Source organism: Longimicrobiales bacterium (assembly GCA_029245345.1).
Lineage (GTDB): Bacteria > Gemmatimonadota > Gemmatimonadetes > Longimicrobiales > Gaopeijiaceae > CALFPJ01.
In genome coordinates this window covers 549,513-562,305 of the sequence record JAQWPM010000012.1, presented here as the reverse complement: position 1 = coordinate 562,305, position 12,793 = coordinate 549,513, and the positions used below count along the sequence as shown (strand labels likewise).

Sequence of the window (12,793 nt, the reverse complement as noted above, 5' to 3'; positions counted from 1 at the left end):
TTCTCCCCGGCCTGCCGCAAGGGGCTGGGTTGCCAGCCTTACGAGAAGGTGAGAACCTTGGGACCGCGGAGCTGCCCCTGTGCCAATTCCGGCGTTCCCAATGCCCTGTAACACTCTCTTCTGAACCCGTCCGGAGACGGAATGGCCACGGCCTCTAAGCGGGAACGCATCCTTCCAAGACTCCTCGAAGAGGAGATGCGCGAGTCGTTCCTCGACTACTCGATGAGCGTGATCGTTCAGCGAGCGCTCCCCGATGTTCGAGACGGCCTCAAGCCGGTGCACCGCCGGATTCTCTACGCGATGTACGAGCTGGGACTTAATCCAGACAAGCCGTATAAGAAGAGTGCAACCGTGGTCGGAAACGTGCTGGGTAAGTACCACCCGCACGGCGACTCTGCCGTGTACGACACGCTCGTACGCATGGTGCAGGACTTCTCGCTACGTATGCCGCTCATCGATGGACAGGGCAACTTCGGCTCGATCGATGGGGATTCCGCCGCTGCGTATCGGTATACGGAAGCTCGCCTCGAAGCGATCGCAGTCGAGCTGCTCGACGATATCGGAAAAGAGACGGTCAACTTCCAGCCGAACTTCGACAATCAACTCGAAGAGCCGATCGTTCTACCGGCGCGTTTCCCGAACCTGCTCGTAAACGGCTCGTCGGGGATTGCTGTGGGAATGAGCACGAATGTGCCTCCCCACAACCTCCGTGAGATTGCGGCTGGCGTACGTCAGCTCGTGGTGGATCCGGACTGCACAGTCGACGATCTGATGCGGCACATCCCGGGTCCGGATTTCCCCACGGGTGGGTTCGTGGTCGGGCGTGAGGGCATCGACAAGATGTACCGGGAGTCGCGAGGCCGCGTGATTATGCGGGCGCGCGCGATGAAAGAGTCGAGGCGAGGTGGACGGGAACAACTGGTCGTCACAGAACTTCCGTACGCGGTCTCCAAGACCAAGATTATTGAACAGATCGCAAAGCTGGCGAAGGCGGGGCGTGCGGAAGACGTGTCGGACATTCGGGACGAGACGGATCGTGACGGGATCCGTCTGGTGATCGAACTGAAGCGCGGTGCGCACGCTGGAACGGTGCTCAACATGTTGTACAAGCGGACCAGCCTTCAGACCACATTCGGGGCGCACTTGTTGGCGCTCGATGACGGTCAGCCGAAGGAGTTCGACCTCAAGCGTATGCTTGAGTGTTTCCGGGACCATCGGGTTGAAGTCATCCAGAGGCGTTGCCGGTTCGAACTGGAGAAGGCTGAGGCGGAGAAGCACGTCCTGGAAGGCCTCCTCGCCGCCCTGAAACACATCGACGAGGTGATCAAGATCATCCGTGGCTCCAAGGACCGGAGCCAGGCACGAGAGCGCTTACGGGACCGTTTTGGCCTCAGCGAAATCCAGGCCGACGCCATTCTGAACATGCGCCTGGCGAAGCTCACCGCATTGGAGCGGTCGCAACTCGAAGCCCGCCTCGCGGAGCTCGCGGCGGTCATCAGCGAATTGAGGAAGATCCTCGAGTCCGAGGAGATTCAGCTCCAGGTCATGCTGGACGAGCTCGCTGAAGTCGTCGAGAAGTATGGGGACGCTCGTCGCACAGTTCTCTTGGACGACGAGGACGCCCAGGCGGACGCGCCCGCCGCCGTGGAGGCTCAGCTCGCGGACGAAGACGTTGTGGTCACGCTATCGGCGCAGGGGTACGTCAGCCGGATTCCCATGCACCTGTATCGACGCCGAGTCGGTTCTGGGAAGGCCCTCGCGGGTATGGAGCGGTACGAAGACGACTACCTCGAACGCTTATTCGTGGCGCGCACCCAAGGCTGGATTCTGACGTTCACAGAAGGCGGACACTGCCACTTTCTCCGTGTGGCGGACGTGCCGGAGAGTGCGCGTGCATCTCGCGGAAAGTCTGTGTATTCACTGCTTGACGGTGCGGACCGAAGCGACAAGATCGTATCGATGATTCCAGTCGACAATCTCTCGGTGGAGGGACGTTTCCTCGTATTTCTGAGCAAGCTCGGGACCATGAAGCGGACATCATTATCCGAGTTCTCAAATGCCCGCGCGAATGGTATCAAGGCTGCTGGCGTGAAGGGTGGTGACGTGATCTTGGATGTTGCGATGTCGGACGGCACGGCGGAACTCATGTTGTTGTCGCGTTCGGGGCGGGCCATTCGATTCCCCGAGGAGCAGATCAGCATCGTTGGTCGGACGGCAGCGGGCGTTAAGGGCATGTCGTTGAAGGACGACGAGGTGATCGGCATGCTTTTGATCCGGCGAGACTCGACGGTGCTCACGGTCAGCGAGGACGGTTTGGGCAAGCGCACGCCGATCGACGACTTTCCACTCCAGAACCGGGGCGGCATGGGCAACCTGTTCACGCCAACGTCGGGTGATGTGTCACCCATCGTTTGCGCCTTGGAGGTCATGGAGGCCGACGAGGTCATGATCATTACAGCCGGCGGGCAGGTCACCCGTGCGGCTGCCGACTCGGTACCTGTGCAGGGGCGCCGGACCCAAGGAAAGAGCATGGTAGCGATCCCCGAGGGTGACCGGGTCGTCGAGGTTACACGGGCGTCCGGACGGGGTGGGGCTCCCGCGCGCGACGATGTCGGCGAAGAAGAGAACGAGGGTCAGCTGGACCTTCTCGGCTAACCTTATCTCCTGGGAGCCTCTGGCGGGACGCGGGTAAGTAAGCCCTCTTCGGGTAGTCGCCTCAGGATACCCACAGTGAGTTGTGTGAACTCGGGGGCGATATCGTCAGCGGCGCACCGAGCGCCTCTCGATCCGACCTCACGTCCCTCGAGACGGCATCCGCAAGAACCCGGATGTGCCACATCGGCTGAGGGGTCAGATTATTGGGGCCGACTCTGCTCGGGCAGTTGCTTTGACCCGAAGCGGAGCCGGCCATGAGTAAGGAACGGAAGGCCCCATGCGGCTGAACGGATAAACGATTTCATAGCTTTTTACAGAAGGATGCGCTTCGTGAACCATCGATCTCTCTTCATAGCGATCTTCGCCCTCATTGCTTCCGCCTGTGCTGGCGAAGAGGCACCGGAGGCGGCGACCGAATCCGCCGCGGCGGCTCCCAATCTGATTGTGGCCGGCGAGACCCACTTCAGTAATCTTCGACAGCTCACCCACGGTGGTCAAAACGCCGAGGCCTATTGGGCGTTCGACGGATCTGCTCTGATCTATCAGGCCAAGAAGGACGATCTGGAGTGCGACCAGATCTTCATCATGGAAATGGCCAGTGGTGAGTCGGAGATGGTCAGCACGGGCGAAGGACGTACCACCTGCTCGTACTTCTATCCGTCGGGCGAGCAGATCGTCTACTCATCCACGCACCATCATGACGCATCCTGCCCGGTCGAACCGGATTTCACGATGGGGTACGTCTGGCCGATCTATCCGTCCTACGACGTCTTCATCGCGAATGTTGACGGCTCCGACCTTCGTCAGCTGACGGATACCGACGGATATGACGCAGAGGCGACCGTGTCGCCGGCCGGGGACAAGGTGGTTTTCACGAGCATGCGTGACGGTGACCTCGAGCTGTATTCGATGAACTTGGACGGGTCTGATGTGCGCCGACTCACGGATCGTCCGGGCTATGACGGCGGCGCCTTTTTCTCGCCAGATGGCTCTCAGATCATTTGGCGGGCGAGTTACCCTGAAGGGGAGGAACTCGCGGACTACCAAGGCTTGTTGGCTGAGGGGCTGCTTCGCCCCGGAGAGCTCGAGATCTTCGTGATGGACGCCGACGGATCCAACCAACGTCAGGTCACGAATGTCGGCGGAGCAAACTTTGCTCCCTACTGGCACCCGGACGGCGACAGGATCCTATTCAGCTCGAACCACCAGGACGAGAGCGGCCGTGAGTTCGACATCTTCATGATCAACCTGGACGGGACCGGGCTCGAGCAGATCACGCATTCGGCGGAGTTTGATGGGTTCCCGGTGTTCTCGCCTGACGGGACGCAGTTGGTGTTGGCTTCGAACAGGAATAACGGCGGAAATTCGGATACGAACATCTTTATCGCAGACTGGATTAACTAGCAGGCGGGGTTCTCCGGATACAGCAGGTCGAAGGCCTCCGCGCTAGGGCGCTGCGCGGGGGCTTTCGGTTGTCCGGGGGTCTGGTGACTTGGGGCGGGGGGCTTAGTTCGTTGTCCGCTTCGCTCCGAGGCCAAGGCCTCGAGCCTAGCGCGGAGGCCTTCGACGCGCTGTATCCGGACGGGTAGCGTTGGATTCCGCGGTCGTTTCTTGGGGGGTCACGGGGGGTGCTCGCTTCGCATCGCTACCGGGCTCGCTGGCGCATCGCGGGGGGTGCTCGCTTCGCATCGCTATCGGGCTCGCTGGCGCATCGCGGGGGTTAGGCGCGTGGTTCCTTCTCGGCGGCGGGGGGGCTCTGATGGTCGGGTGGGTTGCCGCCCTTGATTGTGGAGCGGGTGGCGGCTGCTGTTTTTTCCAGTTCGAGATGGGGATAGATCTCTAAGAACTGGGTGATTATCCGGAAGGTGAGACCCCAGACGACCTCTCCGGCGATCCGGTAGCAGGGGAAGTCTCGGGGGCCGCTCGGGAGTAGGATTTCGACCGTGGAGAGTGCTACGGGGTCTCGGAGTTCGTCTATGGGGACCCAGAACACCTCTGCGACCTCGTAGCTGGCGACGTGGGCTGTGGCCAGGGCGCCGATGCCGAAGACGAAGGGAGTGATCGTCAGGGTCGGTAGGTGAGGAGACGATGGTGCTACATCGTCGAGTCGGCCCAGCGTCCTGCCGAGGAGTTTGAGATCGAGGCCGACTTCCTCCATGGCCTCCCTCATCGCGGTGTCGACGATGTCCATGTCATCGTAGTCGCGGCGGCCGCCAGGTAGGGCCATGTGCCCGGACCACGGGTCACGCTCGGACTTGGCGCGCTTGATGAGAAGAACCTCGAGATTTGGCCTGGCTCTTAATACCAACGAAACTGCGGCCTGTAGCCGGTCGCCTTCCTGAATGGGCGGATCTTGCGCATCACTGGCGTAGGACGCGAGTGCTTCGCTCAACACCCAGAATCGGGAATCGTCGTTTGAGGGCAACGTGAAGATTTCTGGAAGTGGGGAGTGTTTAAGCTTAGATCAATGACCCGGAGTGCGTTCAGGCATGCTCGCCTTCACACCCCTATAGTGTCTGGCCCCCAGATGAGCTTGTGCAGTTGTATTTGGAAACGCACCGGGAGTCCGTCTTCAAGAATCCATCCGGTGAGTGCCTCTAGGTCGATATCACCCCAAACGGGAGAGACCAGAAGCGCTCGAAGCGTGCCTTCATCGAGGCGGGTGTCGAGGCCTCGGTCTCGGATGGTGTCCCGGGTCCACTCGTAATCCTCGCGGTCCTTTACGACGAACTTGATTTCGTCTTTGCCGCTGAGGTGATCCAGGTTGCTCCACATGTTCTTCCCGACCTCGCCGGACCCCGGGCACTTCAGGTCCATAATGATGTGTGCTCGGTCATCGACAGGGGCGACGTCGAAGGCGCCCGATGTCTCGACGAGGACGGTGTAGCCGTCGTCCAGAAGCAGCTCGATCAGGGGAAACGCGGCTTTGTGCGAGAGCGGTTCGCCTCCGGTTACTTCCACCACCTTCGCCGAGTGGCTTCGGACCTTGTCCAGGATTTCCGGGAAGGTCATCCGGGTCCCGCCGTGAAAGGCGTATGCAGTGTCGCACCAGGTACAACGGAGCGGGCACCCCGTGATCCGGACGAACGTGCAAGGCAATCCGGCCCAGGTCGACTCACCTTGGACCGAGTGGAAGATCTCGGTAATGCGGAGGAAGGGCTCCGGGGCGTCAACCACGTTTTGGCCACATGAAGCCGAGCGGTGATTCCCGTACAACACTTCCTGCCATGAAGAGCATGTTCGCCGGACGTTCCGCCAGCCTGCGCATCAGGTAGGGGTACCAGTGCGACCCAAACGGCACATAGACGCGCACGTTGTAGCCATCTCTGACGAGCTGCTTCTGTAGGTCGCGCCGCACGCCGTGGAGCATCTGGAACTCGAACGTGCTCTTGTCGATGCCTTCCTTTTGATGAAAGTCCACAGTGGCTTCGATCATTGGATCGTCGTGTGTGGCGATGGCCGGATAGTTGCCATCGGCGAGCAGCATCTTCATGAGGGCGACGAAGTTTCCATCGACTCGATCTCTCTCCTGATAGGCCACCGATGCCAGTTCGGCGTAGGCACCCTTGCAAAGCCGGACACGGGCTCCGAGTTCGTTCATGCGCGCTACGTCACCCGCGCTCCGCTTCATGTACGACTGAAGCACCACCCCGATCTCGCGCCATCCGTCCGACCAGAGATTCTCAAAAGCGTCGAGGGTCTGCTGTATGAAGCCTGACGATTCCATATCGAATCGAATGAACAGGCCGTCGCTCTTCGCGCGATCCAAAACGCGGCCCAGGTTGTCAGCCAGAAATGACTCGGAGATTTCTTGTCCGAGTTGGGTGAACTTGAGCGAGACATTCGCCTTGAGTCCTTCGTCCGCGATCCGGTCGAGGACTTGGAAGTAGACGTCGGCAGCTAGCCGCGCGTTTTCCTCGTCGTGGACCGACTCGCCAAGGAAGTTGCCCGTGGCCATGAGGCCCGATGCTTCGGCCTCTTTGATGCCGCGTACGAGGTCGTCCACTGTCTCGCCGGGGACGAAGCGTTGTGCCATACCGCGCAGCGGAGTCCTCGTCACCACCGTTTTGGCGGCGCCGGACTGGCTGAGGTAGATCAGGCTCTTTCTGAGCATGCGATCCAGTCGATTGTAGTCAGTTGTTGTCTGCGAGTTCGCGCTGTGCGACGAGTGCTTCTTCGAGGAGCGCCTGAACCTCGTATAACGTCAGCTCGCCGAGCTGATCCTTCACGTCCTCCGAATTCGCCCCCTCGTGGAGCGTGTCGGTCTCGACGTGTCCCACGATCCCTACTCCGGTTTGCGCCCACCGGGGGAAGACGAGGTATCCGCTATACGGCCTACGCAGGTTGCTCGTCTGTTCAACCTCGACGGACACCGTGTACGGATGCCCGTCCGATCCCTCGTAGGCCGGCGGCCGGTTGTGCACCGAAAAGTAGCCGCCGAGTGTTTGATCGGGGGCATGTTCTTGGTCGTCGCCTGACTGGGCGTGGTCGTCGGACATGGGGCCTTTGCTGGTCAAAAGAGGCCGTCAAAAAAGATCTGTCGACCAGGCTCGAAGCTAGAATATCACGATCTCTGCGGCTACTGAGCGGCTTGGTTGTGACGGGGTGCGCCGGGCTCTAGACTGACGAACCTCGAAACCGATTGGAGCCTTGATGCCCCGAAAGATGCGCGCTGCGATCTTCGCTGAAAATGGCGGTCCCGATGTCGTCGAGATCAAGCAGGTCGCCATACCCGTACCCGGGCCTGGTGAGGTGCGGATCAAGGTGGAGGCGTCCGCGATGAACCATCTGGACCTTTGGGTCCGCCGGGGCTTGCCGATTGAAACACCGATGCCGCACATCGGCGGGTCTGATATCGCCGGTACCGTGGATGCGGTCGGGCAGGGGGCTGATGCGGTGCCGCTCGGCACCCGAGTAGTGGTCGACCCGTCGATCGGCTACGAGTGGTACAACGGTCAAGGCAGGGGGCCTTCCTTCGAAGATCCGCCGTTTCAGATCATTGGTGAACACACACAGGGCGGTTTCGCCGAGTATTCGGTGGTGCCTGCTGCCAATCTCCTGGAGGTGCCTGATCAGGTATCGTCCGAAGTGGCCGCTGCTGCGGGATTAGTGTTCGTCACAGCCTGGCGGGCACTCATGACCCAAGCCCAGATCCGTGCGGGGGAGTCCGTCTTGATCACCGGCGGCTCCGGCGGGGTCGGTACCGCTGCCATCCAGATCGCGGTGAAGGCGGGGGCCAAGGTGTATGCGCTGACCGGTGGTGCGGAGATGGTGAGACGCGCCGAGCAGCTGGGCGCTCACAGGGTGTATGACCGCCACAAGGTCGACTTCTCTCGAGAGATCTGGAGGGACACCGCGAAACGCGGCGTGGACGTGGTCTTCGACACGGTGGGTGAGGCCGTGTGGCCTCAGTGCCTCAGGGCGTTGGCGGTTGGCGGTCGATTGGTGACTTCGGGCGCCACGACCGGCTCTCGTGGGGTGACGGAAATTCGGGCGATCTTCTGGAAACAACTCCACATCATGGGGAGCACGATGGGATCGCCCGCAGAGTTCAGAAGAGTCATGCGTCTTGTGTTCGATGGTTCACTAGAACCGGTGATTCACTCGACGATGCCGCTGGACAAGGCACGCGAGGCGCACGCAGAGCTCGAGGCCGGCCAGGTCTTCGGCAAGATCGTGCTGGTACCCTAATGGCCATGGACATCAAAGAGGCTCAGGCCCGGGTCGATGCGTGGATCGGACGCTTCGAAGAGGGCTATTGGCCGCCGCTCACCAATCTGGCCCGCCTGATAGAAGAGGTCGGCGAGCTCGCACGTGAGATGAACCATCGCTTCGGCCACAAGACGAAGAAGGCCGAGGAGCCGGATCAGAATCTCGCCATCGAGCTAGCAGACATCCTCTTCGTGCTGATTGCGATCGCGAATGAGCAGGGGATCGACCTCGAGGAGGCTTTCGAGCAGGTGCTGACCAAGTATGAAGAGCGAGACTCGGACCGTTGGGCGCCGGCTCAGCCCAAGTAGCTAGTCGGCCAGCGTGTAGTGTCCGTGAATACAAAGCCATCGGTCACCCTCTCGCACGAATACCCGTGTCGACTTCCCCCGCGAGGTGCTGCGCTCGCGGGTCTCGATCGAGATGCTGGAGTCGGTCCAGTAGTACGTAATCCAAGCTACGTCCCCTACGACTGTGACTTCCGCCTGGTGCATCTCGGTGTGGATGTTCATGCTCCGTTCGATCCAACTCGCGACGCTCCGTAGCTCGTAGTCTTTCCCTTCGTTGAGGTAGGTGTCGGTTTCGCCGAACGAGGTGAAGTCGTCATGGACGTACGTCGCGTATCGAGCGACGTCTCCCTGTTCGATCGCGTCCCACATGTCGACGAGCGTCTGCTTTACCGCATCTTCGGCAGACTGCGCGCGAGCGGTTTGCGGAGCCGACGCTCCGAGGGCGGCCGCGACGGCGACCGCTGTGGTCAGACGGAGTAGCTTGCGAGTGTGGCCACGCATCGGTCTACCTCTTCTTTCGTGTTGTAGTAGTGCGGACTGATTCGAACAAAGCCCGGTCGATAGTCGACGATCACGCCGTGCTCCGCCAAGTGTTTTACTGCCCCTGGGGGATCCTCGTGGCGCACCATGACGATTGATGTGCGCCGATCTGGCTCTGGAAGGCGGAGCGAGAATCCGGCTTCGCTCGCACTCCCGATGAGGTGGTCGGTCAGCATTGTGTTGCGTTCAAGTACGGTGGAGAACCCGACCTCGTCGATGACTTCTTGTCCGCCGAGAGCCGTGTGGACCGTAGGAAGGGCCGGCGTGCCGAGTTCAAATCGTCGAGCGTCTGGGCGGAACTCGAAATTTTCGAGGTCGAAGTCGAACTGTTTCTCCGCCGCAAACCACGATGTGATTCGCGGCTCGAGGGTTCTGGCCAGTTCGTCGCGCACGTACAGGTAGGCGAGTCCAGGGCCTCCACACAGCCACTTCAGGGGTCCTCCGGTATAGAAGTCCACTCCGGTCTCGGACAGATCGAGCGACACTTGGCCCACACCCTGATATCCGTCGATGAGCGAGTAGGCCCCGGCATCGCGGGCGATCTTCCCAAGGGCCTGCAGGTCTTGTTCGTATCCGGTGGTGAAAAAGACGTGACTGGTGGCAAGGAAGAGCGTCCGCTCATCAACTGCTTCAGCGAACTGCTCGGGGTCGATTCGGATTCCGTCCGGACTCTTGAGCACGACCAGTTCGATCTCGGGCTTCACCGCCCACTGGTATGCGAGGGTTGGGAAGTCGAGTTCTGTGCAGATAACCCGGTTCCGTTCCCCGTCGGGCACGCTCTGGGTAACCACGGATAGGGCGGCGGACACGGATGGGAGAAGGGCGGTCTCCTCAGTCGATGAACCCCAGAACTCAGCCACGCGTCCGCGAAGATCCTCGATGCGTCCTAACCAATGGCCGTACCAAGCCGAGGCGCCCATGTCGTGCCAGCGTTCCTGGAACTCATCGAGGTACCCTTCGGACCGGCGGGAGAGTGCGCCCAGTGAACAGGAGTTCATATACGTCTTCCGGGAAAGGATCGGGTACTCGGCTCGCACAGACTCCAAGTCGAAGGGTTTCGTGTGCGGCTCGCTCATCTAGGACTCCTTTGGATCGTTGTCGCTCGGCGGCGGGACGATAGGTCCGGTCGGTCCGGCTCCGCCAGTTGGCCTTTCGCTGTATGCTGGACATGGCGCAGGTTCTCCGGACGCTCAGCCAAGCTCATATGACCATCCTACTCCTAACGCTTCCTTGGATCGGCGTCCTCGTCTTTCTGATCTTCGTAGTCCGCGTCCCGAGCGAGCTGCCGGAGGCCGGAGCGTTGGACGGCGAGAGTGCGCCGAGTATCTCGGTGATCATACCCGCTCGGAATGAGCGCTCGAACATCGCGAACTGCATCGCTTCGCTGACAAGGACGGACTATCCCGACTTCGAGATCATCGTGGTCGATGACCGAAGCGAAGACGACACGGCGGCCATCGCGCGTTCGGTGGCTGTGGGTCAGGCCAGTCGTATTCTTGTCATGGACGGAGCCGAACTCCCGGATGGGTGGCTTGGAAAGCCGTGGGCTTGTTGGCAGGGCGTGGGCGCTGCGGCCGGAGAGATTCTGCTCTTCACCGATGCGGATACCACACATGGGAGCTTGCTCCTCAGGCGCGCGGTAGCCGGTCTCCAAGAAGATGGCGCGGATCTTCTCACAGTCCTCGGGCGCCAGTTGATGGAGTCGTTTTGGGAGCGTCTGGTCCAACCGCAAATCTTTCTGACCATGATGCTTCGCTTCCCTCGAGTGGAGGCGTTGGTCCAGAACGACGATTGGCGAGATGCGATAGCGAACGGGCAGTTCATCATGATGCCGCGTGCTTCCTACCATGCGATTGGTGGTCACGAAGCGGTGCGAGGCGAGGTCGTGGAAGACATGGCGCTTGCACAAACTGTGAAGCGTGCCGGATTCAAGGTCCGTGCAAGAAGTGCGAAGCAGGACTTCGCGACCCGCATGTACCGATCGCTTCCCGATCTCATCGAAGGGTGGTCCAAGAACATTGTAATGGGGGGACTCCAGAGCGTGCCTCACGCAATCCGCCCGATCATCTTGCCGCTATCGCTCCTGGCGGGAATCGGTCTGTGGATTGCTCCGCCTGTGCTGCTAGTGGCGGCGGCCTTCGGATTTGGTGGGCCGCTTTTGCTTCAATGGGCAGGGGCCGCCTACCTGTTGAGCGTGGTCGTGTTCAGCCTCTTCACGGCTATTATGAAGGGGCCGCCGGCATACGGCCTTCTGTATCCGTTAGGTGCTGCAGTAGGCTCGTTCATCTTCCTGCGGTCCTGGGTTCGTGGTCGCAACGTCGAATGGAAGGGCCGAAAGTATACCTTGCGAGATATTGCGGAGATTCCGTGACGGAGGCGGACTCAGGTCGAAACTCCGAACCCACATCGCGTCTCGCGACTGGCCTCAAGGCCCAGGCGCGTGAACTGGGGTTCTCGCTCTGTGGGATTACGACAGCAGATGCCACGGACCACATGGCCTTCTATCGCGGCTGGATCGAAGAGGGCCGCCACGGAGAGATGGCGTATCTCTCCAGGGAAGACTCTCTGTCCCGTAGGGCAGACCTAAAGACGACGCTTGAGACTGTGCGGAGTGTCGTCGTCGTGGCTCATGAGTACTTCGTTCCGGACCCAGATGGTGTGCCTGGAGACCCGTCCCGAGGAGTGATTGCGCGATACGCTCGGGGAGATGACTACCACGATGTCGTCAAGAAGAAACTCCTCACTTTGGCGCGGTGGGTGGAAGGTCAATCGCCTGGTGCACGGGGACGAGCGTATGTGGATACTGGCCCGATTCTCGAGCGTGACCTCGCTCGTCGCGCTGGGATTGGCTGGTTCGGTCGGAACACGATGCTGATCAACCCCACACGTGGCTCGTACTTCTTCGTGGGCACTTTGCTCCTAGATGTCGACCTTCCGGCGGACGAGCCGTTCGAGGAAGATCGGTGCGGTACGTGCAGCGCCTGTCTCGACGCATGTCCGACCGGTGCTTTGATGGGCCGCGACGGGTCCGGCGCGCCGGTGATGGATGCGACCCGGTGCATCTCATACCTCACCATTGAGTTACGGGGTGCGATTCCTATGGAGCTTCGTCCACTCATGGGGAACCGTGTCTACGGGTGTGATATCTGCCAGGAAGTGTGTCCCTGGAACGATCGTTTCGCGGAGCCAACGGGGGAGCCCGCGTATTCGGCCCGCGACGGACTCGACGGTCCGGAGTTGATCGAGTTGGCGGAGCGACTTCTCGGTGCCGATGAAGAGAGCTTTAGGGAGCTTTTTCGAAAGTCTCCCATCAAACGGGCCAAGCGCGCTGGCCTTCTGCGGAATGTTTGTGTGGCACTGGGGAACTGGGGAGCGGAGGACGTCGTCCCTGTCCTCCGAGTAGGGCTGAGGGACGAGTCCACGCTCGTGCGTTCACATGCCGCGTGGGCGCTCGGCAGGGTGGGTTCGCCGGCTGCTATCGAGGCACTTTCCGCTCGATTTGAGGAAGAGTCGGATGCGTCCTTGTTGGATGAAATCGGTCGCGCGCTGAACATGAGCGATACGAAACCTGCGGTGTAGGAAGAGCCTAATTATCTTTC

The 12,793-nt window shown here is 60.7% G+C and carries 12 protein-coding genes; 6 read left to right on the top strand and 6 right to left on the bottom strand.

The genetic code is table 11. The features are described from left to right. The first annotated feature begins 141 nt into the window (after window positions 1–141). Complete coding sequence (gene gyrA, locus P8L30_05545) at window positions 142–2,655, top strand: DNA gyrase subunit A (protein ID MDG2239646.1); 2,514 nt, start codon at window positions 142–144, stop codon at window positions 2,653–2,655. 330 nt (window positions 2,656–2,985) lie between these two features. Next, window positions 2,986–4,059 carry a hypothetical protein gene (locus tag P8L30_05540; protein MDG2239645.1) on the top strand — a complete coding sequence of 358 codons (1,074 nt, stop codon included), beginning with the start codon at window positions 2,986–2,988 and terminating at the stop codon, window positions 4,057–4,059. A 316-nt stretch (window positions 4,060–4,375) separates the two neighbouring features. Here the strand turns inward: P8L30_05540 and P8L30_05535 are convergent, their stop codons facing one another. From P8L30_05535 to P8L30_05520, 4 genes are all read right to left on the bottom strand, one after another. Next, window positions 4,376–5,047: a CoA pyrophosphatase gene (locus tag P8L30_05535; GenBank protein MDG2239644.1), complete on the bottom strand. Its 672-nt coding sequence runs from the start codon at window positions 5,045–5,047 to the stop codon at window positions 4,376–4,378. 107 nt (window positions 5,048–5,154) lie between these two features. Further along, entirely contained in the window at window positions 5,155–5,832 is a 678-nt protein-coding gene (locus P8L30_05530; GenBank protein MDG2239643.1) for a radical SAM protein, read from the bottom strand. Next, window positions 5,825–6,769, bottom strand: coding sequence for a proline dehydrogenase family protein (locus tag P8L30_05525; GenBank protein MDG2239642.1), 945 nt, complete (start codon window positions 6,767–6,769; stop codon window positions 5,825–5,827). Before P8L30_05525 ends, P8L30_05530 begins: the two co-directional genes overlap by 8 nt. Before the next feature lie 19 nt (window positions 6,770–6,788). Next, window positions 6,789–7,154: a hypothetical protein gene (locus P8L30_05520; protein MDG2239641.1), complete on the bottom strand. Its 366-nt coding sequence runs from the start codon at window positions 7,152–7,154 to the stop codon at window positions 6,789–6,791. 154 nt (window positions 7,155–7,308) lie between these two features. On the opposite strand from P8L30_05520, the gene P8L30_05515 reads away from it, so the two are divergent. Together P8L30_05515 and P8L30_05510 are read left to right on the top strand one after the other, a co-directional pair. Then, entirely contained in the window at window positions 7,309–8,346 is a 1,038-nt protein-coding gene (locus P8L30_05515; protein MDG2239640.1) for a zinc-binding dehydrogenase, read from the top strand. Beyond that, a complete protein-coding gene (locus P8L30_05510; protein MDG2239639.1) occupies window positions 8,346–8,675 on the top strand; it encodes a nucleotide pyrophosphohydrolase in 330 nt (109 codons plus the stop codon). Before P8L30_05515 ends, P8L30_05510 begins: the two co-directional genes overlap by 1 nt. Here P8L30_05510 and P8L30_05505 read toward each other — a convergent pair whose 3' ends face one another. Then, window positions 8,676–9,155, bottom strand: coding sequence for a nuclear transport factor 2 family protein (locus tag P8L30_05505; GenBank protein ID MDG2239638.1), 480 nt, complete (start codon window positions 9,153–9,155; stop codon window positions 8,676–8,678). It abuts the gene before it with no gap. Continuing rightward, entirely contained in the window at window positions 9,122–10,270 is a 1,149-nt protein-coding gene (locus P8L30_05500; GenBank protein MDG2239637.1) for an aminotransferase class V-fold PLP-dependent enzyme, read from the bottom strand. Before P8L30_05500 ends, P8L30_05505 begins: the two co-directional genes overlap by 34 nt. 92 nt (window positions 10,271–10,362) lie before the next feature. On the opposite strand from P8L30_05500, the gene P8L30_05495 reads away from it, so the two are divergent. Continuing rightward, window positions 10,363–11,565: a glycosyltransferase gene (locus P8L30_05495; protein ID MDG2239636.1), complete on the top strand. Its 1,203-nt coding sequence runs from the start codon at window positions 10,363–10,365 to the stop codon at window positions 11,563–11,565. Beyond that, window positions 11,562–12,773 carry a tRNA epoxyqueuosine(34) reductase QueG gene (gene queG, locus P8L30_05490; GenBank protein MDG2239635.1) on the top strand — a complete coding sequence of 404 codons (1,212 nt, stop codon included), beginning with the start codon at window positions 11,562–11,564 and terminating at the stop codon, window positions 12,771–12,773. Before P8L30_05495 ends, queG begins: the two co-directional genes overlap by 4 nt. The last annotated feature ends 20 nt before the right edge of the window (window positions 12,774–12,793 follow it).